At 68.7% G+C, this 24,938-nt stretch carries 21 protein-coding genes; 19 read left to right on the top strand and 2 right to left on the bottom strand.

Features of this window, described 5'->3' with window-relative positions:
* The first annotated feature begins 20 nt into the window (after positions 1–20).
* The 9 genes from odhB to CAL15_RS16240 all read left to right on the top strand — a co-directional run bounded on the left by odhB (position 21) and on the right by CAL15_RS16240 (position 10,805).
* A complete protein-coding gene (gene odhB, locus CAL15_RS16280) occupies positions 21–1,268 on the top strand; it encodes a 2-oxoglutarate dehydrogenase complex dihydrolipoyllysine-residue succinyltransferase (RefSeq protein ID WP_086079552.1) in 1,248 nt (415 codons plus the stop codon).
* A gap of 138 nt (positions 1,269–1,406) precedes the next feature.
* Positions 1,407–2,834: a dihydrolipoyl dehydrogenase gene (lpdA, locus tag CAL15_RS16275; protein WP_086079551.1), complete on the top strand. Its 1,428-nt coding sequence runs from the start codon at positions 1,407–1,409 to the stop codon at positions 2,832–2,834.
* Between the two features lie 153 nt (positions 2,835–2,987).
* Complete coding sequence (gene zapE / locus CAL15_RS16270; protein ID WP_086079550.1) at positions 2,988–4,082, top strand: cell division protein ZapE; 1,095 nt, start codon at positions 2,988–2,990, stop codon at positions 4,080–4,082.
* Between the two features lie 114 nt (positions 4,083–4,196).
* Positions 4,197–4,502: a DUF3649 domain-containing protein gene (locus CAL15_RS16265; RefSeq protein ID WP_232467996.1), complete on the top strand. Its 306-nt coding sequence runs from the start codon at positions 4,197–4,199 to the stop codon at positions 4,500–4,502.
* On the top strand, positions 4,499–6,178 hold the full coding sequence (locus tag CAL15_RS16260) for a PepSY-associated TM helix domain-containing protein (protein WP_086079548.1): 1,680 nt from the start codon (positions 4,499–4,501) through the stop codon (positions 6,176–6,178). Before CAL15_RS16265 ends, CAL15_RS16260 begins: the two co-directional genes overlap by 4 nt.
* A gap of 4 nt (positions 6,179–6,182) precedes the next feature.
* On the top strand, positions 6,183–6,512 hold the full coding sequence (locus CAL15_RS16255) for a DUF3325 domain-containing protein (RefSeq protein ID WP_086079547.1): 330 nt from the start codon (positions 6,183–6,185) through the stop codon (positions 6,510–6,512).
* Between the two features lie 87 nt (positions 6,513–6,599).
* Positions 6,600–7,949 (top strand): tryptophan--tRNA ligase, encoded by a 1,350-nt coding sequence (locus CAL15_RS16250; protein WP_086079546.1) that lies wholly within the window; start codon positions 6,600–6,602, stop codon positions 7,947–7,949.
* Between the two features lie 211 nt (positions 7,950–8,160).
* Entirely contained in the window at positions 8,161–8,826 is a 666-nt protein-coding gene (locus CAL15_RS16245; RefSeq protein WP_086079545.1) for a hypothetical protein, read from the top strand.
* A 17-nt stretch (positions 8,827–8,843) separates the two neighbouring features.
* Entirely contained in the window at positions 8,844–10,805 is a 1,962-nt protein-coding gene (locus tag CAL15_RS16240) for a bifunctional diguanylate cyclase/phosphodiesterase (protein ID WP_086079544.1), read from the top strand.
* Between the two features lie 62 nt (positions 10,806–10,867).
* Here the strand turns inward: CAL15_RS16240 and tex are convergent, their stop codons facing one another.
* The gene (gene tex / locus CAL15_RS16235) at positions 10,868–13,252 is read right to left on the bottom strand and encodes an RNA-binding transcriptional accessory protein Tex (RefSeq protein ID WP_086079543.1); all 2,385 of its coding nucleotides are present in this window, start codon (positions 13,250–13,252) and stop codon (positions 10,868–10,870) included.
* Positions 13,253–13,510: 258 nt separating this feature from the next.
* Between tex and CAL15_RS16230 the strand changes: the two genes are divergently transcribed.
* Positions 13,511–15,664: an ATP-dependent DNA helicase gene (locus CAL15_RS16230; RefSeq protein ID WP_086079542.1), complete on the top strand. Its 2,154-nt coding sequence runs from the start codon at positions 13,511–13,513 to the stop codon at positions 15,662–15,664.
* Between the two features lie 79 nt (positions 15,665–15,743).
* Here CAL15_RS16230 and CAL15_RS16225 read toward each other — a convergent pair whose 3' ends face one another.
* Entirely contained in the window at positions 15,744–16,538 is a 795-nt protein-coding gene (locus CAL15_RS16225) for an outer membrane protein assembly factor BamD (RefSeq protein WP_086081139.1), read from the bottom strand.
* Positions 16,539–16,645: 107 nt separating this feature from the next.
* Between CAL15_RS16225 and CAL15_RS16220 the strand changes: the two genes are divergently transcribed.
* The 9 genes from CAL15_RS16220 (at position 16,646) to CAL15_RS16180 (ending at position 24,927) form a co-directional block, all read left to right on the top strand.
* Entirely contained in the window at positions 16,646–17,608 is a 963-nt protein-coding gene (locus tag CAL15_RS16220) for an RluA family pseudouridine synthase (RefSeq protein WP_086079541.1), read from the top strand.
* The gene (gene pgeF / locus CAL15_RS16215; protein ID WP_086079540.1) at positions 17,596–18,363 is read left to right on the top strand and encodes a peptidoglycan editing factor PgeF; all 768 of its coding nucleotides are present in this window, start codon (positions 17,596–17,598) and stop codon (positions 18,361–18,363) included. Before CAL15_RS16220 ends, pgeF begins: the two co-directional genes overlap by 13 nt.
* 166 nt (positions 18,364–18,529) lie before the next feature.
* Positions 18,530–20,155: a class I poly(R)-hydroxyalkanoic acid synthase gene (gene phaC / locus CAL15_RS16210; protein WP_086079539.1), complete on the top strand. Its 1,626-nt coding sequence runs from the start codon at positions 18,530–18,532 to the stop codon at positions 20,153–20,155.
* 63 nt (positions 20,156–20,218) lie between these two features.
* A complete protein-coding gene (gene phbB / locus CAL15_RS16205) occupies positions 20,219–20,956 on the top strand; it encodes an acetoacetyl-CoA reductase (protein ID WP_086079538.1) in 738 nt (245 codons plus the stop codon).
* Between the two features lie 107 nt (positions 20,957–21,063).
* Positions 21,064–21,627 carry a polyhydroxyalkanoate synthesis repressor PhaR gene (phaR, locus tag CAL15_RS16200; protein ID WP_086079537.1) on the top strand — a complete coding sequence of 188 codons (564 nt, stop codon included), beginning with the start codon at positions 21,064–21,066 and terminating at the stop codon, positions 21,625–21,627.
* Positions 21,628–21,773: 146 nt separating this feature from the next.
* Positions 21,774–22,310, top strand: coding sequence for an iron transporter (locus tag CAL15_RS16195; protein WP_086079536.1), 537 nt, complete (start codon positions 21,774–21,776; stop codon positions 22,308–22,310).
* Positions 22,310–22,639 (top strand): cupredoxin domain-containing protein, encoded by a 330-nt coding sequence (locus tag CAL15_RS16190; RefSeq protein WP_086079535.1) that lies wholly within the window; start codon positions 22,310–22,312, stop codon positions 22,637–22,639. Before CAL15_RS16195 ends, CAL15_RS16190 begins: the two co-directional genes overlap by 1 nt.
* Positions 22,640–22,652: 13 nt before the next feature.
* Entirely contained in the window at positions 22,653–23,498 is an 846-nt protein-coding gene (locus tag CAL15_RS16185; protein WP_086079534.1) for an FTR1 family iron permease, read from the top strand.
* Positions 23,499–23,547: 49 nt separating this feature from the next.
* A complete protein-coding gene (locus CAL15_RS16180) occupies positions 23,548–24,927 on the top strand; it encodes a 4Fe-4S binding protein (RefSeq protein WP_086081138.1) in 1,380 nt (459 codons plus the stop codon).
* Positions 24,928–24,938: the final 11 nt, after the last annotated feature.

Genomic DNA, 24,938 nt, shown 5'->3' with positions numbered 1-24,938 from the left:
GAAAAACGGAATTCATCACCATGGCAATCACTGACGTCGTCGTTCCCCAACTGTCCGAGTCCGTCTCGGAGGCCACTCTGCTGACCTGGAAGAAGCAGCCCGGCGCTGCCGTCGAGGCCGACGAGATCCTGATCGAGATCGAGACCGACAAGGTCGTCCTGGAAGTGCCCGCCCCGGCGTCGGGCGTGCTTTCCGAAATCGTCAAGGGCGACGGCAGCACCGTCACCTCGGGCGAGCCCATCGCCCGCATCGACACGGCCGCCAAGGCCGCTGCCGCCCCCGCCGCGGCGCCCGCCGCCGAAGCGCCCAAGGCCGCCCCGGCCGCTGCTCCGGCCGCTGCTCCGGCTGCCGCTCCGGCTGCCGCCCCGGCCCCGGCCAGCAGCTCGGCCGCCGGCGTGGCTTCGCCCGCCGCCGCCAAGATCCTGGCCGAGAAGGGCGTGGACGCCGCCGGCGTGCAGGGCTCGGGCCGCGACGGCCGCATCACCAAGGGTGATGCGCTGAACGCCGGCGCCGCTCCCGCCGCCAAGCCGGCTGCCGCTCCCGCTCCGCAGACCCTGTCGCTGGACGGCCGTCCCGAGCAGCGTGTGCCCATGAGCCGCCTGCGCGCCCGCATCGCCGAGCGCCTGCTGCAATCGCAGCAAGAGAACGCCATCCTGACCACGTTCAACGAGGTCAACATGCAGGCCGTCATCGACCTGCGCAACAAGTACAAAGAGAAGTTCGAGAAAGAGCACGGCGTCAAGCTGGGCTTCATGTCGTTCTTCGTGAAGGCCGCCGTGGCCGCCCTGAAGAAGTACCCGGTCCTGAACGCCTCGGTGGACGGCAAGGACATCATCTACCACGGCTACTTCGACATCGGCATCGCCGTGGGCAGCCCGCGCGGCCTGGTGGTGCCGATCCTGCGCAACGCCGACCAGCTGTCGATCGCCGAAATCGAGAAGACCATCGGCGACTTCGGCAAGCGCGCGGCCGAAGGCAAGCTGGGCATCGAAGAAATGACCGGCGGCACGTTCTCCATCTCCAACGGCGGCGTGTTCGGCTCGATGCTGTCCACTCCCATCATCAACCCGCCGCAATCGGCCATCCTGGGCATCCACGCCACCAAGGAGCGCCCCGTGGTCGAGAACGGCCAGATCGTGATCCGCCCGATCAACTACCTGGCCATGTCGTATGACCACCGCATCATCGACGGCCGCGAAGCCGTGCTGGGCCTGGTCGCCATGAAGGAAGCGCTGGAAGATCCGCAGCGCCTGCTGCTGGACCTGTAATCCGCATCGGTCCGGGGCCGGGCCGCGCTTCGCCGGCCGCCCCGGACCAGGTCTCTCCAGACTAGGTCCCGCCGCTGCGCGCCATGCAGCGCCCCGCCGCGGCCGCGGACCTCTCCCACCCTTTTTCAAGAGTCCATCATGTCCAAACAATTCGACGTCGTCGTCATCGGTGCAGGCCCCGGCGGCTACATCGCGGCCATCCGCGCCGCCCAGCTCGGCATGTCCGTGGCGTGCATCGACGCCTGGCAGAACGGCGAAGGCGGCCCGGCTCCCGGCGGCACCTGCACCAACGTCGGCTGCATCCCGTCCAAGGCGCTGCTGCAGTCGTCCGAGCACTTCGAGCAGGTCAACCATCATTTCGCCGAGCACGGCATCGAAGCCAAGGGCGTCACCCTGAAGCTCGACACGCTGCTGGGCCGCAAGAACAAGGTCGTCAAGCAGAACAACGACGGCATCCTGTACCTGTTCAAGAAGAACAAGGTCACCTTCGTCCATGGCAAGGGCGCGTTCGCCGGCCAGGTCGAAGGCGGCTGGGCCATCAAGGTCAGCGGCACCGCCGACGAAGACCTGGTGGCCAGGCACGTCATCGTGGCCACCGGCTCGTCGCCGCGCGAACTGCCCGGCCTGCCCTTCGACGAGAAGCTCGTGCTGTCCAACGACGGCGCGCTGAACATCGGCGCCGTGCCGAAGAAGCTGGGCGTCATCGGCGCCGGCGTCATCGGCCTGGAAATGGGCAGCGTGTGGCGCCGCCTGGGCGCCGAAGTCACCATCCTGGAAGCCATGCCCGAGTTCCTGGCGGCGGCCGACCAGCAGGTGGCCAAGGAAGCCCTCAAGGCCTTCGGCAAGCAGGGCCTCGACATCCAGATGGGCGTGAAGATCGGCGAGGCCAAGGCCTCGGGCAAGTCGGTCACCATCCCCTACACCGACGCCAAGGGCGGCGAGCAGAAGCTGGTGGTGGACAAGCTGATCGTGTCGATCGGCCGCGTGCCCTACACCGGCGGCCTGAATGCCGAAGCCGTCGGCCTGAAGCTCGACGAGCGCGGCTTCATCGCCGTGGACGGCGACTGCAAGACCAACCTTCCCAACGTGTGGGCCGTCGGCGATGTGGTGCGCGGCCCGATGCTGGCGCACAAGGCCGAGGAAGAGGGCGTGGCGGTTGCCGAGCGCATCGCCGGCCAGCATGGCCACGTCAACTTCGACACCGTGCCGTGGGTCATCTACACCTCGCCCGAGATCGCGTGGGTCGGCAAGACCGAGCAGCAGCTCAAGAACGAAGGCCGCGAGTACAAGGCCGGTTCGTTCCCCTTCATGGCCAACGGCCGCGCGCGCGCGCTGGGCGACACCACCGGCTTCGCCAAGGTGATCGCCGATGCCAAGACCGACGAGGTCCTGGGCGTGCACATCGTCGGCCCGATGGCTTCCGAGCTGATCTCCGAAGCGGTCACCATCATGGAGTTCCGCGGCGCCGCCGAAGACATCGCCCGCATCTGCCACGCGCATCCCACGCTGTCCGAAGCCGTCAAGGAAGCCGCCCTGGCGGTGGACAAGCGCACGCTGAACTTCTAAAGGGCCGGCGTACCCACCCCCGAAGCGCCTGGCGCTTTCCCCTAAAAGGGGGCGACGCAGGCGGACCGGCAAAGCCCGGATCCGCCGCGTCCCCGATCAGGCCGCACCAGTTTCGTGTGTCGCGGTTGCTGCCTGGCTGCGTACACAACCAAGATGAACGTCCTCGAGTACTACCAACAAGCCCTGTCCGAGCGCGGCTACAAGCCCGACCCGGCGCAGCAGAAGGCCGTCGAACGCCTGCAGCGCTATTACGACGACTGGGTCCGCTTCAAGGCCATGCGCTCGAACGCGCTGAAGAAGCTGCTGAGCCGTCCCGAGGTGCCGCGCGGCGTGTACCTGTGGGGCGGGGTAGGGCGCGGCAAGAGCTTCCTGATGGACGCGTTCTACGCGAACGTGCCCGTGGTGCGCAAGACGCGCCTGCACTTCCATGAGTTCATGCGCGGCGTGCACCGCGAGCTCGAAGAGGTGAAGGGCACGCAGGACCCGCTGGACGAAGTGGCGCGCCGCGTGGCCAGGCGCTATCGCCTGATTTGCTTCGACGAGTTCCACGTGTCGGACGTGGCCGACGCCATGATCCTGTATCGGCTTCTGCTCAAGCTCTTCGAGCACGGCACGTCGTTCGTCATGACCTCGAACTACGAGCCCTCCACGCTGTACCCGGACGGGCTGCACCGCGATCGCATCCTTCCCGCCATCCAGCTGATCCAGCAGCGCATGGACGTGCTGAACGTCGATGCCGGCATCGACTACCGGCGCCGGGCGCTGGAACAGGTGCAGTGCTATCACACGCCCCTGAACGAACAGTCGCGCCAGGCCCTGGAAGAGGCCTTCCGCAAGCTGTCGGACACGCCGCCCCAGCCCAATCCGGTGCTGCACATCGAGCATCGCGAGATCCGCGCGCATGCGCTGGGTGGATCGGTGGTGTGGTTCGATTTCGCCACGCTGTGCGGCGGCCCGCGTTCGCAGAACGACTACCTCGAACTGGCCACCCGTTTCCATGCGGTCGTGCTGTCGGACGTGCCGCGCATGGGGCCGCGCCAGGCCTCCGAGGCGCGTCGCTTCACGTGGCTGATAGACGTGTTCTACGACCACAAGGTCAAGCTGATCATGTCGGCCGAATGCCCGCCCGAAGAGCTGTACACCCAGGGCGCGCTGTCCAACGAATTCCATCGCACGGTGTCGCGCATACTCGAGATGCAATCGCGCGAATACCTGGAATCCGAGCGCCGGCAGACGGTGCAGCTGTAGCGGAAATCGCCGCCCGCGGGGCGGCCGCGGGCACGAAAGGCGGGCCGATCCGCCTTTTTGTAATTAAGAATGATTATAATTCGTGGGATTTGTCCGCCGTACTTCCCGCTGCCCGTGAAACCCGACCCCTCCGCAAGCCTGCTGCGATACCGATTCGCCGTCGCATCCCGTTCCATCGCCGCAATCGCCGGAGGTTACGCGCTGGCTTCAGCCACCGCCGCCTTCATGGCCGCCTGGCTGCCCCTGCCGCGCGTCGATGCGGTGATCGCCGCGCAGATGGGCGCCTTCGTGGCCTATGCCTGCGCGGTGCTGTGGGTCTTCGCCACCCATAGCGCATGGCGCGCCTGGGGCGGCGTGATGGCGCCCGCGCTGGTGCTGGGCGGGCTGTACTGGATGGCGCGCGCGCCGGGGGCGGCATGAGCGCCACTGTGCAAGCCAGCGCCCGCCCGCCGCAGGCGGAGGGATTGCGCCAGGCGATGTCCTGGCTGCATACCTGGTCGGGCCTGATCTTCGGCTGGGTGCTGTTTGCCATGTTCCTCACGGGCACGCTGGCATTCTTCCGGCCCGAGATCACGCGCTGGATGCAGCCCGAGGTGTCCGTGCAGGCCGTGCCAATGGCGCGCTCGATCGAAGTGGCCGAGCACTACCTGCGCGAGCACGCGCCGGATGCGACCCGCTGGTTCATCACCCCGTCCACCGCACGCGAGCCGGCGGTAAGGATCAGCTATCAGGACCCCAAGCCGGCGCCCGGCCAGCGCGGCTTCAAGCGCGTGACGCTGGACCCGTCGACGGGACAGCCCATCGAGATGCGCGAGACGCGCGGTGGCGACTTCTTCTACCGCTTCCACTTCGAGCTCGAGGTGGCCAATCCCTGGGGGCGCTGGCTGGCCAGCATCGCCGGGATGTTCATGCTGGTGGCCATCATCAGCGGCGTGATCACGCACAAGAAGATCTTCACCGACTTCTTCACCTTTCGCCCGCGCAAGGGCGGGCAGCGCGCCTGGATGGACGGGCACAACGCGCTGTCGGTGCTGGGCCTGCCGTTTCACCTGATGATCACGTTCAGCGGCGTGCTGCTGTTCGCGGCCATGCTGATGCCGGCCGGCATCCTCGCCGTCTACGACAACGAGCGGCAATTCTTCGATGACGCCTTTCCCGCCTTCGCCATGAAGCCGGCCAGCGGAACGCCGGCCGAACTTGTGCCGCTAGGCCCGATCGTGGCGCAGGCCGAACAGGCCTGGGAAGGCGGCCGTATCGGACGCGTGGTGGTCAACCGGCCCGGCGATGCGGCGGCAACCATCAGCGTCGGCCGCGCTTCGTCCGACCGGGTGTCGTACGGCCGTCTCGCGCCTACGCGCACCTACAGCGGGGTGGACGGCCGCCTGATCAGCGAAGTCAGCGCGCAGAGCGGCGCGGCCACCACCGCCGGCACCATCATCGGCCTGCACCTGGGTCTGTTCGCCGAGCCGCTGCTGCGCTGGCTGTACTTCCTGGTCAGCATGGCGGGCACCGCCATGGTGGGCACCGGCCTGGCGCTGTGGATCGCCAAACGGCGCCAGAAGCTGCGGCCGGGCGCGCCGGACACGTTCTCGCTGCGCATGGTGGACTCGCTGAACGCGGGCTCGATCGCGGGGCTCTTCGTCGCTTGCGCCGCCTACTTCTGGGCGAACCGCCTGCTGCCGTTGGACCTGCCCGGACATGCGTTGTGGGAAACCCGCATCTTCTTCATCACCTGGGGCCTGTGTTTCCTGTATGCCTGCGTGCGCGGCCGCGGCAAGTGGCGCGAACTGCTGTGGCTGGGCGCGGCGCTGTCGATGCTGCTGCCTGTCGTGAACGCGCTGACGACGTCGCGGCACCTGGGCGTGTCCCTGCCGGCGGGCGACTGGGTCATGGCGGGCTTCGACCTGACCGTGCTCGCGTGCGGCGTATTGCTGGCCTGGGTGGCGCGGCGTTGCGGCCGTTCTCGCGCGGCTGCCGCGCGCAGCGCGCAGGGCTCCGCCCCCGCGGCCTCGCGGCGCGCCGCGCGGCCCGCCGTCGATCCGTCGCCGCGCGGCCAGGCCGAAGCTGCCGCGCAAGCCGCCTACGAACCGAGGTGATCGCATGAACGCTGCCGCCTTCTGCCTGGCATACGCCGGTTTCTCAGCCCTGTGCCTGGGCATGGACCGCCACTACGAGGACGTGTTCGATCGCGCCATGCCGCGCCAGCATCGCCTGGTGCTGCGCCTGCTGGGTTCCCTGGGACTGGCCCTGTCGCTGGTCGCCTCGGCGTCGGCATGGGGCTGGAGCTACGGCACGATCGAATGGATCGGCATCCTCAGCCTGGCCGGCCTGCTGCTGATCTGGTTCCTTACCTACTGGCCCCGCGCGGCGCTGGCCGCCGGCGGCGCGTGCGCGCTGGCTGCGCCGGTGCTGGCCTGGGCCTGGGCCTGACGCCGACACGGCGACATCCGCGGCAACGCCTGGCCCGCATACCGTGCCGGAGTAAACTGCGGCTTTTCCTTCGCATCCGCCGCAGTCATGAACACCCGCGTCCTTACCGGCATCACCACCACCGGCACTCCCCATCTGGGCAACTACGCCGGAGCCATCCGGCCGGCCATCCAGGCCAGCACCCAGGCGGGCGTGGACGCGTTCTTCTTCCTGGCCGACTACCACGCGCTGATCAAGTGCGACGATCCTGCCCGCGTGGCGCGCTCGCGGCTCGAACTGGCCGCGACGTGGCTAGCCTCGGGCCTGGACCCCGAGCGAGTCACGTTCTATCGCCAGTCCGACATTCCCGAGATCACCGAGCTGTGCTGGCTGCTTACCTGCGTCACGCCCAAGGGGCTGATGAACCGCGCGCACGCCTACAAGGCGTCGGTGGACCAGAACGCCGCCAAGGGCGTGGATCCGGACGACGGCGTCACCATGGGCCTGTTCTCGTATCCCATCCTGATGGCCGCCGACATCGTGCTGTTCAATGCCCACAAGGTGCCGGTCGGCCGCGACCAGATCCAGCACCTGGAAATGGCGCGCGACATCGCTCAGCGTTTCAACCATCTGTATGGCAGCGACTTCTTCGTGCTGCCCGAGGTGGTCATCGAGGAAGAGGTGGCCACGCTGCCCGGCCTGGACGGCCGCAAGATGTCCAAGAGCTACAACAACACGATCCCGCTGTTCGAGGGCGGCGCGTCGGCGCTGCGCTCGGCGGTGATGCGCATCGTGACCGATTCGCGCCAGCCCGGCGAGCCGAAGGACGCCGAGGGCTCGCACCTGTACACGCTGTATCGCGCCTTCGCCACGCCCGCGGAAAGCGCGCGCTTTCGGGCAGAACTCGAGGGCGGCATGGGCTGGGGCGATGCCAAGACGGCGCTGTACGACCGTCTCGAAGGCATCCTGGCGCCGATGCGCGAACGCTACGACGCGCTGATGGCGCGCCCCGAGCGCATCGAGGAAATCCTGCAGGCCGGCGCACAGAAGGCCCGCGCCATGGCGGCGCCCGCACTGCTGGTGCTGCGCGAAGCGGTGGGCCTGCGCAACCTGGGCGGCTCGCAGCCGGCCGCCAAGACGGCCCAGCCGGCCCGCAAGGCCGGCAAGGGCGCGCGCTTCGTCAGCTTCCGCGACGCGGACGGCAGCTTCCGCTTCCGCCTGCTGGCGGCCGACGGCGAGGAGCTGTTGACCTCGCAGGCCTATGCCGATCCCAAGCAGGCCGGGGCCGCGATGAAGCGCCTGCCCGCCGACGGCCTGCTGCAAGAGGCCGACCAGGGCTACGCGGCTCATCTGGACGGCGCCGTGGTGGCGGGCAGCCCCGCGGGCGCCGACGCGGCCGACGTGGCCGGCATGCTGGCCCGCGCGCGCGAGGCCCTGGCGGAGCTGGCGCAGCAATAGCCACCGATAACGGCGTTCCTCCAGCAGTCATCTTCACGGGCATTTCCCGGCCAATTTACGCCGGAAAATGCCCGTAGACATTTTGTTTCGCCTGACACATGCCGTGTTAAGTTTTCGACTCCGTCGGAGACTGACCGCGGCGCCGTAAGGCGCCCGGCGCCGGGATGGCCGCCGGACCTCCACGGCTTCCATCACGTTTCAAGCGAGCATCATGTCCATATCCCTGCGCCCCGCCATGCGGGCTGTCTGGACCATATTGCTGTGTCTGGCCTGCAGCGGTCATGCTCGCGCCCTGGAACTGAATCCCGAACGGCTGCGCAAGACCGCCGAAGCCGCCTACGGCCCCCAGGCCGTGCAGGCGGTGTCCGCCTGGCTGCTGCAGCTGCGCAACGACGCCGCGCTGCCCGAGCGCGACAAGCTGGACCGCGTCAACGACTTCTGGAACCGCAGCGTGCTGCCCGACGATCCGCCCGCCGCGCGGCGGGCAATGAACTGGGCCACGCCGCTGGAGATCCTGTCCCGCGGGCGCGGCGCCTACGCCGACTACGCCATCGGAAAGTACTTTTCGCTCGCCATGCTGGGCGTGCCGATCGACCGCCTGCGCTTCATCTACGTGCAGGCGCAGCGGCCAGATGCCGCCGAACCCATTCCGCACATCGTGCTGGGCTACTATCCGACGCCCGGCGCGATGCCGCTGGTGCTGGACAACCTCGCCGATACGGTGCTTCCCGCCGTGCAACGCGCCGACCTCACGCCGGTATTCAGCTTCAGCACGGGCGGCCTGTACCTGGACGAGCGCGGCGCCGCGCCTGTCGATCGCGCGGGCCGGTGGCGGGAACTGCTGCTGCGCATGCGGCAGGAAGGCCTGGAACCCTGATTGGAGCGAGTAGGAAAGTGTCGAAGTCGATCCTGCGACGGTTGTTGCTGAGCGTCTCCGGGGCCGTCGCGGTCATCCTGGCCGGAGTATTGGCGCTCAGCGTGTCGGCGGCACGCGAATATCTTTCGGGGCAGTTGCAGATGCAGAGCCGCGACGCGGCCGTCGCGCTGGCGCTGTCGCTGTCGCAACCGGGCAGCGCCGACCCGGCGGTGCGCGCGCTGCTGGTCACCGCGCTGTTCGACGGCGGAAACTTCAGGGAAGTCAGCTTCCAGGACGCGCAGGGCAACCCCGTGGTGCAGCGTCGCGCCGGCCAGGCGCACCCGGCCGTGCCAGCCTGGTTCCGCGACGTGGTGCCGCTGCGCGCCCGGTCGGCCACACAGGCCGTCAGCGACGGCTGGCGGCAGATGGGTACGGTGACCGTCGTGGCCGACGATACTTATGCGTGGGAGTCGCTGTGGCGCAGCTGCGTGCGCATGACGGCGCTGGTGCTGGCGGCCGGCCTGCTGTGGGCGCTCTCGGCCTGGTTCCTGGTGCGGTGGCTGCGCCTTCGCGTGCTGCCCGAACTCGGCGACGAGGTGCGCGCGCTGGGGCAGGGAATCTGGGAGGGCCCGCCCGCGGCGCCCCGCGTGTCGGAGCTGGCCGGCCTGGCCCAGGCCGTGAACCAGGCGCGCGAGCAGCTGCGCGCCCAGGCCGAGTCGCAGGCGGCACGCACCGAGTCCATGCAGGCAGAACTCGACCGCGACCTCGTCACCGGAGCGGCCAGCCGCAAGGCCTTCCTGCACGAGCTCGAGTGCGCGCTGGCCGAGTCCGGCGAAGAGGCCGCCGCGCATCGGCGCTATCCCATGGGGCACGTGCTGGTGTTCCGGCAGCGCGACCTGGCCGGCATCAACCGGCACATGCACCGTGCGCTGGTGGACCAGTGGCTGCGCATGGTCTATGACCGCATCCATGCCGCGGTGGCGGCGCGACGTCATCCCGGTGCGGTGCTGGGCCGGTTGAACGGATCGGATTTCGCGCTGCTGTTCCCGCATTCCACCACGCCGGTGGCCACGCTGCTGGCCGAGCGTCTGCGCGCCGAATTGCGGCACCTGCGGATTCCGGTGGGCGAGGGCGAACTGTGCCGCTGGGCGCTGGCGCTGACCAACTACACGCATGGCGCGCGGGTCGGCGAAGTGCTGGCGCGGCTGGATCATGCGCTGATGCAGGCCGAGAACGCGGGCGACGACCGCTTGCAGCTGGCTCCCGAGGAGGTTCCGCCGGCGCTGACCATGGGCGAATCGGCCTGGAAGGAAGTGATCCAGAATGGCCTGCGGCTGAGCCTGTACGCGCTGGCGGTCGAGCCCGTCGTCGACCTGGACGGACACGTCGTGCGTCACGAGGCGCAGCTTACGCTGCAGGCCAGCGGCGAGGCCGAGCCCATGCCGGCCAGCATGTTCATTCCCGTGGCCGTGCGGCTGGACCTGTCGGCCGACTGCGACCTGCAGGCCGTGCGCCTGGGCCTGGAGTGGCTGGCGCAGCACCGCGGCGAGCTGTCGGTGCGCCTGTCGCTGCCGTCGCTCAGGCAGTCCGGCTTCCTGGTGCAGTTGCAGCGCCTGCTGGTCGAGTCGCCGGCGCTGGCACGCCGCCTGTATGTGGAAGTCGATGCCCATGGCCTGGTCGAACAATACGCCAGCATCGAGGACCTGTGCCGGCTGGCGGCTCGCATGGGCACGCGGGTGGGACTGCGCCGCCTGGCGCAGCAGTTCAACGCACTGACGCGCCTGCACGGCCTGCCGCTGGCCTATGTGAAGCTGGGCGGAAGCTTCGTGGGCGGCCTGGCGGCCAGTCCCGGCAGTCAGGCGCTGGTGTCCACGGTGATCGACCTGGCCAGCCAGCGCGACATCGACGTGTGCGCCGAGGACGTGCCGGACGCGGCCACGCGCCGGGTACTGGAGCAGTTGGGCGTGCGCTTGATGCGCGGGCCGGGCGCGACCGTCTGAGGCAGCCGGCACGCGCGCGGGCGCGGGCGCCGTGACGAAACGGGGGCATCGTCCCCGTGCCTTCAGCGCTTGAGTTTGGCGAAGGCCTCGGCCATGGCGTTGTTCGCGGGCGCTGCCGACCGCCCGGCGTCCTGCCCGGACCGCCTGCCGCCGCGCTCGCCGCCGGCGCCGCGCGGCGCCGCGCCAGGGCCGTTGCCGCCCCGGCGGGCCGGCTCGGCGGCGTCGTTCAGCCGCATGGTCAGCGCCACGCGCTTGCGCGCGACGTCGACCTCCAGCACCTTGACGTTCACGGTCTGGCCCACGCGCACCACGTCGCGTGGATCCTTCACGAACTTCTCCGCCAGCGCGGAGATGTGCACCAGCCCGTCCTGGTGCACGCCGATGTCGACGAACGCGCCGAAGTTGGCCACGTTGGTGACCACGCCCTCGAGCACCATGCCGGGGTACAGGTCGTTCAGCGTTTCGACGCCTTCCTTGAACTGCGCCGTCTTGAACTCCGGGCGCGGATCGCGGCCGGGCTTTTCCAGTTCGGCGAAGATGTCGCGCACTGTCGGCAGGCCGAAGCGCTCGTCGGTGAAGTCCGCCGGCGACACGCCCTTCAGGGCCTCGCGCTGGCCGATGATCTGCTTCACGTCGGCCTTGATGCGCGCCACGATGCGCTGCACCACCGGATAGGCCTCCGGGTGCACCGCCGACGCATCCAGCGGATTGTCGCCATTGGGAATGCGCAGGAAGCCGGCCGCCTGCTCGAAGGCCTTGTCGCCGAAGCGCGGCACGTCTCGCAGCTTGTCGCGCGTGGGGAACGCGCCGTTGGCGTCGCGCCAGGCCACGATGTTCTTGGCCAGCAGCGTGTTCAGGCCCGAAACTCGCGCCAGCAGGGCGGCAGAGGCCGTGTTCACGTCCACGCCCACGGCGTTCACGCAGTCTTCGACCACGGCGTCCAGCGAACGGGCCAGCTCGCGCTGGTTGACGTCATGCTGGTACTGCCCCACGCCGATGGCCTTGGGATCGATCTTCACCAGCTCGGCCAGCGGATCCTGCAGCCGGCGGGCGATGGATACCGCGCCGCGCAGCGTGACGTCCAGGTCGGGAAACTCGAGCGCCGCGGTTTCGGAAGCCGAGTACACCGAGGCGCCGGCCTCGGACACCACCACGCGGGTGAGCGCAAGATCGGGGAAGCGCGCCATCATGTCGGCCACCAGCTTCTCGCTTTCGCGCGAGGCCGTGCCGTTGCCGATGGCGATGAGCTCGACCTTGTGGCGCGCGGCCAGCGCGGCCAGGGTGGCGATGGTGCCTTCGCGGTCGCGGCGCGGCTCGAAGGGGTAGACGGTGGCCGTGTCCACGACCTTGCCGGTGCGGTCGATCACCGCGATCTTGCAGCCGGTGCGGATGCCGGGGTCCAGGCCCAGCACGGCCTTGGGGCCGGCAGGCGCGGCCAGCAGCAGGTCTTTCAGGTTGGCCGCGAACACGCGGATGGCCTCGGCCTCGGCGCTGTCGCGCAGCCGGCCGAACAGCTCGCTTTCGAATGCGGTCAGCAGCTTCACGCGCCAGGTCCAGCGGCACACTTCGCCCAGCCAGCGGGCGCGGGGCGGGGCGTCCAAGGCGAACAGTCCCGTTCCCAGCTTGAGGAAGTTCGCGACGCGCGCCACGCAGGGGTGGGGCGTCAGCGCCTCTTGTTCGGCCTCGAGTCCGACGCGCAGTTCCAGCACGCCCTGCTGGCGGCCGCGCATCAGCGCCAGGACGCGGTGCGAGGGCAGGGTGCGCAGCGGTTCGTTGAAATCGAACCAGTCGCGGAAGTTGGCGCCCTCGGCTTCCTTGCCGTCGGCCACCTTGGAATACAGCACGCCCGTGGCCCACAGGTGCTCGCGCATGTCGGCCAGCAGGTCGGCATTCTCGGCATAGCGTTCGGCCAGGATGTCGCGCGCGCCGTCCAGCGCCGCCTTGGCGTCGTTGATGGAGGCCTCGGGATTCAGATACTGCGCGGCCAGTACGGCAGGGTCGCAGGCGGGATCGCCCAGGATGGCGTCCGCCAGGGGTTCGAGGCCGGCCTCGCGGGCGATCTGGGCGCGCGTGCGGCGCTTGGGCTTGTAGGGGGCGTACAGGTCTTCCAGGCGCTGCTTCGTGTCGGCGGCGGCGATGTCGCGCTGCAGGTCGGGCGTGAGCTTGCCCTGCTGGGCGATGGATTCGAGAATGGCGCCGCGGCGCGTTTCGAGTTCGCGCAGATAGCCCAGGCGCACTTCGAGGTCGCGCAGCACGGTGTCGTCCAGGCCGCCGGTCGCTTCCTTGCGATAGCGGGCGATGAAGGGCACGGTGGCGCCGCCATCCAGCAGTTCGACCGCCGCGGCGACTTGCGTGGCGCGCACCTGCAGCTCGGTGGCCAGTTGGGCGACGATGCGGGCAGGGTCGACCCCGGCCGCGGGGTTCGTGATGGAGGAAGTTTCGGACATCTCGCTACGGCGGCAAAGGAAAACAAGGGGCGGATTTTGCCATAAGCGGCCGCGGCGGCCGCAGTGAAGCCGGCCCTGCGCGCATATGTGTCTTTTGGTTTCGCGCTAGGAGTTCGCCGCGCCTGCCGCATCGATCCCGCGCTGCAGCGCCTCGCGCAGCTCGGCCAGCGGCGTGCCAAAAACAGCCCTGTGGGCGGGCCGTGCGGCCGGGGACCACCGCCGCCCGGGTATCATGCAGGCCAACACTGTGTGCAAGTCATGCTGGATCTGGACATCTCTGAATTTTTTGCCGCCGATGGCCCGCTGGCCCGCGCCTTGCCGGGCTATCGGCGACGCGACGCGCAGGTCGACCTGGCGCGCGCCATCGAACGTACCATGGCGGGGCGCGGCACGCTGGTGGCCGAGGCGGGCACCGGCATCGGCAAGACGTGGGCGTACCTGATCCCGGCCTTCGCGCAGGGCGGCAAGGTGCTGGTCTCCACCGGCACGCGCACGCTGCAAGACCAGCTCTTCGCCCGCGACCTGCCGCGCGTGCGCGCCGCGCTGTCGCTGCCCGTGACGGCCGCGCTGCTCAAGGGCCGCGGCAACTACGTCTGCCACTATCACCTCGACCGGCTGCAGGGCGACGAGCGCGCGCTGAAGTCGCGCGCCGAAATCTCGCAGCTGCGCCAGATCCAGGTATTCGCCGGCATCTCCAAGACCGGCGACCGCGCCGACCTGGGCCAGGTTCCCGAAGATGCCGACATCTGGCAGCGCGTCACCTCCACCCGTGAAAACTGCCTGGGGCAGGACTGCCCGCGCATCCGCGACTGCTTCGTGGTGAAGGCGCGCCGGCAGGCGCAGGAGGCCGACGTGGTGGTGGTGAACCACGCGCTGTTCATGGCCGACATGGTGCTGCGCGAAGAGGGCGTCACCGATCTGTTGCCCGAAGTCGATACGGTGATTTTCGACGAAGCCCATCAATTGCCCGATACGGCCACGCGCTTTCTGGGCAACAGCGTGTCCACGCACCAGTTGCTGGACTTCGGCCGCGCCATGGAGGCCGCCGGCCTGGCCTATGCGCGCGAGGCGGCATCGTGGGGCGAGGTCTCGCGCCAGGTCGAGACCGCCGCGCGCGAATTGCGCCTGGCCTGTGCCGCGCTCGAGCGGGCGCCCGGCCGCAAGGCCACGTTCGAGGCCATGCCGGACCCCGAGGTCTTCGATGCCGCGCTGGCCGAACTGCGCAAGGTGCTCGATGCCGCCACGCGTGCCCTGGCGGGCGTGGCCGAGAAACATCCCGACCTGATGGCGGCCGCACGCAGCGGCGCCGAACTGGTCACGCGCCTGTCGCGCTGGGCCGCGCCGGGACGCCCGGGACAGCCGGCCGAGCTCGATCCCGGCTGGGGCTCCGACGTGAACGGTCCTCAGGCACAGGAGGCCGCTGAAACCGTCGACCCGGCCGTGGCGGCGGCGCAGGCGGCCGGACGGGCGGTGCTGCAGCAAGCCGCCGCCGAAGCATCATGGAGCGGTCCGGCCGTGCGCTGGGTCGAGCACGGCCAGCACCACGTGCGCCTGCACGCCGCGCCGCTGTCGGTGGCGCAGGCGTTCTCGCGACATCGCAAGCCCGATCAGGCCTGGATACTGACCTCCGCCACGCTGTCGGTGCACGGCGACTTCAATCACTTCACCAGCCAGCTGGGCCTGGACGATGCCGAGACCGGCCGATGGGAATCGCCCTTCGACTACGCGTCGCAGGGCTTGCTGTTCGTGCCGCGCGACATGCCCGAGCCGCAGTCGCCGCGCTTCCACGACCGCTTCATCGAAACCCTGATGCCGCTGCTCGAGGCCAGCCCTGGCGGATCGCTGGTGCTGTGCACGACGCTGCGGGCGGTCGAGCGCGTGGCGCAGGGCCTGGCGGACGCCTGCGACGACGCGGGGCACGACTGGCCGATCCTGCGCCAGGGCGAGGCCACGCGGCGCGATCTGCTCGAGCGCTTCGTCACGCTGAAGCATCCTGTGCTGGTGGGCAGCGCCAGCTTCTGGGAAGGCATCGACCTGCCAGGCGATGTACTCACGCTGGTGGCCATCGACAAGCTGCCTTTTGCGCCGCCGGACGATCCGGTGGTCGAGGCGCGGCTGCGCGCCTGTCGGGCACGCGGCGGCAATCCCTTCGAGCAATACCAACTGCCCGAGGCGGCGATCGCGCTCAAGCAGGGCGCGGGACGGCTCATCCGCACCGAGAGCGACTGGGGCGTACTGATGGTGGGCGACGCGCGGCTGGTCGAGAAGCCGTACGGCAAGCGGCTCTGGCGCGGCCTGCCGCCGTTCGCGCGCACGCGCGAGCTGAACGAGGCGTTGGGCTTCTACCAGCGAGGCATGCTGGAGCGAGGCATCGCCGATCCGGATGCCGCGGCCAGCCAGGAAAAGGAATAGCGCGGGCGGAGCCGCCCGCGGCGGCGTTCTGCGATGTCAGCCCGCGATGTGAACAGGGCCGCCGAGGCGGCCCTGCGCATCAACGCCACGAGAAGGGATTCCACCAGCTCTTGTCGGCGGACAGGCCCTCGGTTTCGAACTTGCTGTTGGGATAGTTCTGCTTCAGCACGCGCTGCGCGTCGCCCTTCAGGTCGGTCATGCCGAGCTTGTCGTAGGACAGCTGCAGGATGTACAGCGCTTCTTCGGCTGCCGGCACGCCCTCGAAGTCGGTGATGACCGTCTGCGCGCGATTGACGGCGGCCACGTACGCGCCGCGCTCGTAGTAGTAGCGCGCCACGTAGACCTCGTTCATGGCGATGGCGTTGACCAGCCAGGTCATGCGCTGCTGCGCATCGGGCGTGTAGCGGCTGTCGGGGTAGCGTTTGACCAGGTCGGCGAACGCGTCGTAGGACGCGCGCAGGCCCTTGGGGTCGCGCTCGGCCGGATCCTGGCCGGTGATGTTGGTCATGAAGGCGCTGGCCGGCGTGAAGTTGATCAGCCCCTTCAGGTACAGCATGTAGTCGGTACCCGGGTGATTCGGGTAGAGCTGCTGGAAGCGGTCGATGGCGGACAGCGCCTGTTCGTTCTCGCCGTCCTTCCAGTTGACGTAGGCCAGTTCGATCAGCGCCTGTTGCGCGTGGATGCTGAACGGATAACGGCTTTCGATGGAGGTGAGGCGGGTGCGCGCCTGGTCCCAGTTGCCCGACTGGACTTCTTCCTTGGCGTCGGCGTAGAGCTGTTCGGCGCTCCAGCCGGCGGTGGGATCGTACTCGCTGTTGGTTCCGCCGCAGCCGGCGACCAGCAGCGCGGCGGACAGCGCGATCGCCGCACGCAGGGCCGGCCCGCGTCGGAAGCTGGAGTACGAGGGGGCAGCGTTGCGGTGAATCACGAGGGCAGTTTCCTAAGTGGTAGCATGGCAGGCCGATTATATGATTTGTCTCCATGTCTGATATAGCCGTCTCGCCAGACCCGCTTTCCGACGACGAGCCTTTCGTGATCACGCTGCCGTTGCGGACCCAGGCCGACCGTCTGGACAAGGTGCTGGCCGGGCTGCTACCCGGGCATTCGCGCAGCCGGCTGCAGGGCTGGATCGAGGCCGGACACGTGCACGTGAACGGCGCGGCGGCCAAGGTTCGGCAGATCGTCGGCCCCGGGGACCGCCTGGCGGTGTGGGAACAGCCGGCTCCGGAAGACCTGGCCTTCGCGCCCGAACCCGTGGCCTTCGCGGTGGTGGCCGACAGCGCGGACTGGATCGTGGTCGACAAGCCGGCCGGGCTGGTCACGCATCCCGGCGCCGGCAACTGGAGCGGCACGCTGCTCAACGGCCTGCTGTATCGCTACCCCGAGCTGACCCGCGTGGCGCGCGCAGGCATCGTGCATCGACTGGACAAGGACACCTCGGGACTGATGGTGGTGGCGCGTACCGAACTGGCCCAGACGCACCTGGTGCGGCAGCTGCAGGCCCGCACCGTCGGCCGCGAATACCTGGCGCTGGCCCACGGTTGGCTGGCTGCCGACGGCACGGTAGACCGCCCCATCGGGCGCGACGCGCGCGTGCCCGTGCGCATGAGTGTCGACAGGCCCGTCGCGCCCAAGCCCGCCATCACGCATTACCGCGTCGACCGGCTCGGCGCCGCGTCCGAGGCCGAGCGCGTCACGCAGGTCATCTGCAGGCTCGAGACCGGCCGCACGCACCAGATACGCGTGCACCTGGCCAGCCTCGGGCATCCCCTGCTGGCCGATACGCTGTATGGCGGCCGTCCGCTGGCCGGGGCCCAGCGCCAGATGCTGCACGCTCGCGCGCTGCGCTTCGACGATCCGGGCGGTGGCGGCGCCGTCGAATTCCAGTCGGCGCTGCCCGCCGACATGACCGACGTACAGGATGGGTTGCAATGGAACGCCTGATCCAAGGGCTGCCGGTGGTCGGGGGTCAGGCCTGGCCCGGCGTGCAATATTTCTGCACGACCCGCGGCGGCGGCGTGGGCGTCGCCCCGCACGACACGCTGAACCTGGGCTTGCGCGCGGGCGACCGGCCCGAAGCGGTTGCCGAGAACCGCCGTCGCGTGCGCGCCGCCGTGCCGGGCGAGCCGCTGTGGCTGCGGCAGGTGCATAGCGCCCAGGTGATCGATGCCGACGATGCCGCCGTGCCCGACGAACCCGCTGCCGATGCCAGCGTCACCGTCCGGCCCGGCCGCGTGCTGGCCGTCATGGCGGCCGACTGCCTGCCCGTGGCGATCGCAGATGAAGCCGGCACGGTATTAGGAGTGGCGCATGCCGGCTGGCGCGGGCTGGCGGGCGGCGTGCTCGAGAACACGCTGAACGCCATGCGGGCCAAGGCGCCGCGGGCCGCGGGATGGCGCGCCTGGGTCGGTCCGGGCATCGGCCCGTCCGCCTTCGAGGTCGGCGAAGACGTGCTGCGGGCCTTCGCCGATCGCGATGCCGAGGCGGCGGCTTTTTTCGTGCCGCGCGACGGCGTGCCGGGCAAGTGGATGGCCGACCTGCCGGGACTGGCTGCACTGCGCCTGCGCCGTGCCGGCGTGGCGCATCCCGAGCTCAGCGGCCTGTGCACATACGCCGATGCGCGGCGCTTCTTCTCGTATCGTCGCGATCGCGAGACGGGCCGCATGGCGCTGCTGGCCTGGCTGGAGCCGCGGGTGTGATCCGCGGGCGCCGTGCCGTCGCGCAGGGTCCGCTTTTCCGGGCTCACGATGGACGCCGCGCACGCGCGAAATGTCCCAGGTCAAATTATCCTTACATACCCGCATTGACAGTGTCAGGCCCGCAATGCACCATCGAATCGCGCAGTTCCGATAACAAGGTGTCGCAGTGACCGCTCATCTATCCGCTGCATGGCCCGTTCCGGTGAGCGTGGCACCGGACGCCTTGGCAGAGATCCATGCCGATTTCTCACGCGACTGGCTGCGCTTGTGCGAAGACGCAAAGCGCGGCGCGCTTGCGCCTCCATCGGATCGCCGCTTCGCCGGTTCCGCCTGGACCCGCAGCAGCGAACACATGCTCATCGCCCATGCCTACCTGCTCTCGGCGCGTGCCATGGGCCGCATGGTCGACGCCGCGCAGGTAAGCGAGCCGCTGCGTGAACGGCTGCGCTTTTCCATCATGCAGTGGGTCGACGCGCTGTCGCCTTCCAACTTCCTGGCGTTCAATCCCGACGCGCAGCAGTCCATCGTCGAGACCGCCGGCCGCGCGTTGACGGCCGGGCTGGCGAACCTGGTGCAGGACCTGCGCAAGGGCCGCATCACCCAGACGGACGAGACGCAGTTCGAAATCGGCCGCAACGTGGCGGTCACGCCCGGCGAGGTGGTGTACGAGAACCGGCTGATGCAGCTGATCCAGTACGCCCCATCCACCCGCACGGTGTATGCGCGTCCGCTGGTGGTGGTGCCGCCCAACATCAACAAGTACTACATCCTCGACCTGCAGCCCGACAACTCATTCGTGCGGCATGCGGTCGAGCAGGGCCACACGGTGTTCATCGTGTCGTGGCGCAATCCCCTGCCCAACGACGGTGATGGCGTCGACAAGGCGACCTGGGACGACTATCTCGACGAAGCCGTGCTGCGCGCGCTGGCCGTGGCCGCCGACATCACCGGCCAGGACCAGGTCAACGCGCTGGGCTTCTGCGTGGGCGGCACCATGCTCGCCTCGGCGCTGGCGCAGGCCCATGCGCGCGGCCAGCGGCCGGCCGCCTCGCTCACGCTGCTGACCTCGCTGCTCGATTACCACGACACCGGGGTGCTGAAGGTCTTCGTCGACGAGGGCCATGCGCTGCTGCGCGACCAGCAGCTGGGCAAGGGCGGGCTGATGCCCGCGCGCGACCTTGCCACGACGTTCTCGTTCCTGCGGCCCAACGAGCTGGTCTGGAACTACGTCGTGGGCAACTACCTGAAAGGTCAGACGCCGCCCGCCTTCGACCTGCTGTTCTGGAACGCCGACAGCACGAACTTGCCAGGGCCTTTCTTTTCCTGGTACTTCCGCAACACGTATCTCGAGAACAACCTCAAGGTGCCGGGCCGCGCGCAGGCCAACGGCGTGCCCATCGACCTCACGCGCCTGGACATGCCGGCCTACCTGTTCGGCTCGCGCGAAGACCATATCGTGCCCTGGACTTCGGCCTACGCCTCCACGCAGCTGCTGCGCGGACCCAGGCGCTTCGTGCTGGGGGCTTCGGGCCACATCGCCGGGGTGGTCAATCCGCCGGCGCGCAGGAAGCGCAGCTATTGGGTGGCAGCCGACGAGACCGGGCTGCCTGGCGATCCCAACGCCTGGCTGTCGGCGGCCGCCGAGCATCCCGGCAGCTGGTGGACGGACTGGGCGCAATGGCTGGCCGGACACGGCGGCCCCCAGGTACGCGCCCGCACGAAATTGGGCAACACCCGTTATCGGCCGATCGAGCCGGCGCCGGGCAGGTATGTGAAAGTCAGGGCGGTCTGAGCGTCCGCCGCGCCGGCGGACCAGGCAGCGACACAAAACGTGCGGCATATAGGAGGAAGAACCATGAGCGGCAAACTGGCATATGTGACGGGCGGCATGGGCGGCATAGGCACGGCGATCTGCCAGCGCCTGGCCAAAGAGGGTTTTCGCGTCGTGGCGGGCTGCGGTCCCAGCCGCAACTATCAGCAGTGGATCGACGAGCAGGCGGCGCAGGGCTACACCTTCCACGCCTCGGTGGGCAACGTGTCCGACTGGGATTCCACCAAGGCCGCGTTCGAGCGCGTGACCGAGGAGCTGGGCCCGGTCGACGTGCTGGTCAACAACGCCGGCATCACCCGCGACGGCCTGTTCCGCAAGATGTCCGTCGACGATTGGCGAACGGTCATCGACACCAACCTCAACAGCCTGTTCAACGTGACCAAGCAGGTGCTGGACGGCATGGTCGACCGGCAGTGGGGGCGCATCATCAACATCAGCTCGGTCAACGGCCAGAAGGGCCAGTTCGGACAGACCAACTATTCCACGGCCAAGGCCGGCATCCACGGCTTCACCATGGCGCTGGCGCAGGAAGTCGCCAGCAAGGGCGTCACGGTCAACACCATCTCGCCGGGCTACATCGGCACCGACATGGTCCGCGCCATCCGGCCCGACGTGCTCGAGAAGATCGTCGCCACCATTCCGGTGCGCCGCCTGGGCACGCCCGAAGAGATCGCCTCGATGACGGCATGGCTGGCGTCCGACGAATCGGGCTTCGCCACGGGCGCCGATTTCTCGCTCAACGGCGGCCTGCACATGGGCTGAGCGCGCCGCGCCGCCGCGAGACGAATGCGGCCGTCGAGGAGGACGGCCGCGGCAGTACACTGCAATTCAATGCCATTAGAAGAGATCGCCCGATCTCGGGGACAGTCATGACGCAAGCACAGAATGGCGCGACGCCGCGCCTGATAAAGAAATATCCGAATCGCCGCCTGTACGACACGCAGACCAGTACCTACATCACGCTGGCCGACGTGAAGCAACTCGTGCTTGCCAGCGAGGAATTCCAGGTGGTCGACGCCAAGAGCGGCGAGGACCTGACGCGCAGCATCCTGCTGCAGATCATTCTTGAAGAAGAGAGCGGCGGCATGCCGATGTTCTCGTCGACCATGCTGTCGCAGATCATCCGCTTCTACGGCCACGCCATGCAGGGCATCATGGGCTCGTATCTCGAGAAGAACATCCAGGCCTTCATGGAGATCCAGCAGCGCATGGCCGAGCAGTCCAAGGGCGTGTACGGCAGCCAGTTCGGGCCCGAGGCCTGGACGCAGTTCATGAACGTGCAGACGCCCATGCTGCAGAAGATGATGAACAACTACATCGACCAGAGCAAGAACCTGTTCGTGCAGATGCAGGACCAGATGCAGGACCAGACCCGCGCCATGTTCTCCAGCTTTCCGTTCCCGCCGGGAAGCACGCCGGGCAATCGCAAGTAAGCAGGCACGGGGCGGGCCGCACCGCCCCAGTCACGGCTGCGTGACGATTCAGTGCCATGTCAGCTCATCGCGCTACAGTAATGAAAACTGTTCTTGTTTAAGTTCCCGGGCCGCGAGCCCGGGGCGCGTTGACTGAGGAAGTCCTGATGATCAAGCAAACCGTGGCCCTGGCCGTAGGCCTGGGCCTGTCGGTTGCCGCCAGCGCGGCGGAGTATCCCATCGGCAAGCCGGCCGAACGCGGCGGGATGGAGATCGGCGCGGTATACCTGCAGCCCATCGAGATGGATCCCCCGGGCATGATGCGCGCGGCCAAGGATTCCGATGTGCACCTCGAGGCGGACATCCATGCCACCGGCGACAACAAAAGCGGCTTCCCCGAAGGCGAGTGGGTGCCCTATCTGGTGGTGAAGTACGAATTGCAGAAGGCCGGCAGCGCCAACGTCATCAAGGGCACGTTCATGCCCATGGTGGCCAACGACGGGCCGCACTACGGCGACAACGTCAAGCTCGAAGGACCGGGCAAGTACCACCTCAAGTATTCGATCCTGCCGCCTGGCGCAGACGAAATGGGCCATTTCGGCCGCCATGTCGACAAGGAAACCGGCGTGGCGCCGTTCTTCCAGCCCTTCGACCTGGAGTACGACTTCGTCTACGCCGGCACCGGCAAGAAGGGCGGGTACTGATGCGCAAGGCGTTGGCCGCCGCGCTGCTGGTCCTGTCCGCGGGCGCCGCCGGCGCGGCCGAGCTGCCCACCTTCACGCTCACGTTCAAGCCGGACGGCACCTTCGAGCCCGAGCGCCTCGAGGTGCCCGCCGGCCGTTTCAAGATCGAGCTGATCAACGCCAGCAACGAGCCGGTCGAGTTCGAGAGCATCCCGCTGCGCAAGGAAAAGGTGCTGGGTCCGGGGGTCAACTCTTTCGTGGTGATCACCATCTCGCGTCCCGGCGAGTATCCCTTCTTCGATGATTTTCACCAGCAGGTGCGCGGCACGCTGGTGGTCAAGCCCGAGTAGCGGGCCCAGGTACATGGAACAGGTTCTCTTCATCGTATGGCGCGAAAGCGTCGAGGCGCTGCTCGTGGTGGGCATCCTCTACTCGTGGCTGCGCGCCGCGCCCCAGGGCGCGCGCGGGCTGCGCTATCTATGGGGCGGCGTGGCCGCCGGCCTGGCGCTGGCCTTCATGCTGGCGCTGGTGCTGCTGGGCATTTCGTCCTGGCTCAGCGACGAGGGGCAGGAATGGTTCCAGGCGGGCATGTCGCTGGTGGCATGCGTGCTGGTGGTGCAGATGGTGGTCTGGATGAAACGGCACGGACGCACCCTGAAGCGCGAGCTCGAAGGCGGCGCTCGCCAGTCGGTGGCCCAGGACAACTGGTGGGGCCTGCTGGTGCTGGTGATGATCGCCGTGGCCCGCGAAGGCAGCGAAACCGTGGTGTTCCTGTATGGCACGGTGTCGGCGGGACAGGGCGGATCGCCCGCGATGCTGGCCCTGGCCGGCGTGGCTGGCTTCGTCATCGCCATATTCACCTTCTGGCTGCTGCAGCTCGGCGGCAAGCTCATCACCTGGCGGCGCTTCTTCCGCCTGACCGAGGTATTGCTGCTGCTATTGGCCGGTGCGCTGCTGGTGGGCGGGCTGGACCACCTGATCTCGCTGGGCGTGGTGCCCCCGCTGGTGGACCCGGTGTGGGACAGCTCATGGCTGCTGGACGACAGCAGCGGCGTGGGCAAGGTGCTGGCGGATTTCGCGGGTTACCGCGCCTACCCGGCGCTCACGTCGGTGCTGTGCTGGCTGGCCTATTGGCTGGTGGTGTGGGCGCTGCTGCGCCGCGCCGATCGGCAGGCCGCCGCGGCGCCGGCGAGCGCGCCCGCGCAATGACTTAGGGTCCGGCCCATGCAGCCGCATGGCCGGGCAAGGATGGATCTTCATGGCTGCCGTACTCGGACGGGCAACCGTCCGCATCGCGGATTTCCTGCGTGACCATGCCCCGCTGCTGCGCAAGCTGCAGTGGGGCATCGTCGCGATCTACGCGTTCCTGCTCATCGTGCCCGCGCTGCTGCCGCTGCCCGACAACGCGGCCTCGGTGTTCGACAATCTCACGGTGGTTGCGCAGTTCGCGTTCTGGGGCGTGTGGTGGCCCTTCGTGCTGGTGTCCATGCCCATACTGGGGCGGGCCTGGTGCGGCTGGCTGTGTCCCGAAGGCATGCTGACCGAATGGGCCAGCGAACGCGGCCAGGGGCATGCGATTCCCAAGTGGATGCGCTGGGGCGGCTGGCCGTTCGTCGCGTTCGCCATCACCACCGTGTATGGCCAGCTCGTCAGCGTCTACCAGTATCCGCTCGCCGTGCTGGCGGTGCTGGGCGGATCCACGCTGGCGGCCATGGCGGTGGGCTGGCGCTACGGCCGCAGCAAGCGCGTGTGGTGCAAGTACCTTTGCCCCGTGAACGGCGTGTTCACGCTGCTGGCCAAGCTGGCGCCCTGGCACTTCAAGGTCGATGAAGAAGCATGGCGCCATCCGGTCATCCGCATCCAGCCGGTGAACTGCGCGCCGCTGGTGCCGCTGCGGCACATGAAGGGCTCGGGCGATTGCCATGTATGCGGACGATGCAGCGGCTATCGCGGCGCCATCGCGCTGACCCCGCGCTCGCCCGAGCAGGAGATCGTGCACGTGGCCGATGGCGACCCATGGCAGACCGCGCTGATCTGCTTCGGGCTGATGGGCATCGCGGTGGGGTCGTTCCTGTGGAGCGCCAGCCCCTGGTTCGTCACGCTGAAGCAATGGGCCGCCACCTGGCTGGTCGAGCGCGACATCATGTGGCCGCTGCTGGACAACGCGCCATGGTTCGTGCTCACCCACTATCCCGAAGTCAACGACAGCTTCTCTTGGCTGGACGGCGCCGCCATCCTGGCCTTCGCGGCGGGGGCGGCCGCCGTGGTGGGCGGCGCTTCCTTCGCCTCGCTGTGGCTGGTCGATCGCATCGTTCCCATGCGCGAGCCGGCCACGCGCCTTGGAGGCCTGCACAAGCTGGCGCAGGCCCTGATCCCGTCGGCAGGCATCGGCGTGTTCCTGGGCCTGTCTGCCACCACCATCTCGCTGCTGCAGCACGAAGGCATGGGCACGCGCTGGGTCGGCCCCGTGCGCTTCACGCTGCTCGCCCTGGCGGTGTTGTGGTCGCTGCGCCTTGCATGGCGCGTGTTGGCGCTGCGGCCCGGCGGGGCGGCGCGCCGCGTCGCGGCGTGGGCGGTCTTCGCGGCCGGGCTCGCGCCGTTCTGCTGGGCATGGGTGCTGTTCTTCGCGCTCTGGTAGCGCCGCGCAGC

The sequence above is a fragment of the Bordetella genomosp. 13 genome, assembly GCF_002119665.1.
Taxonomy (GTDB): domain Bacteria; phylum Pseudomonadota; class Gammaproteobacteria; order Burkholderiales; family Burkholderiaceae_B; genus Bordetella.
Note: the sequence above shows the minus strand (reverse complement) of the source record. Positions and strands in the feature narration are given on the sequence as shown.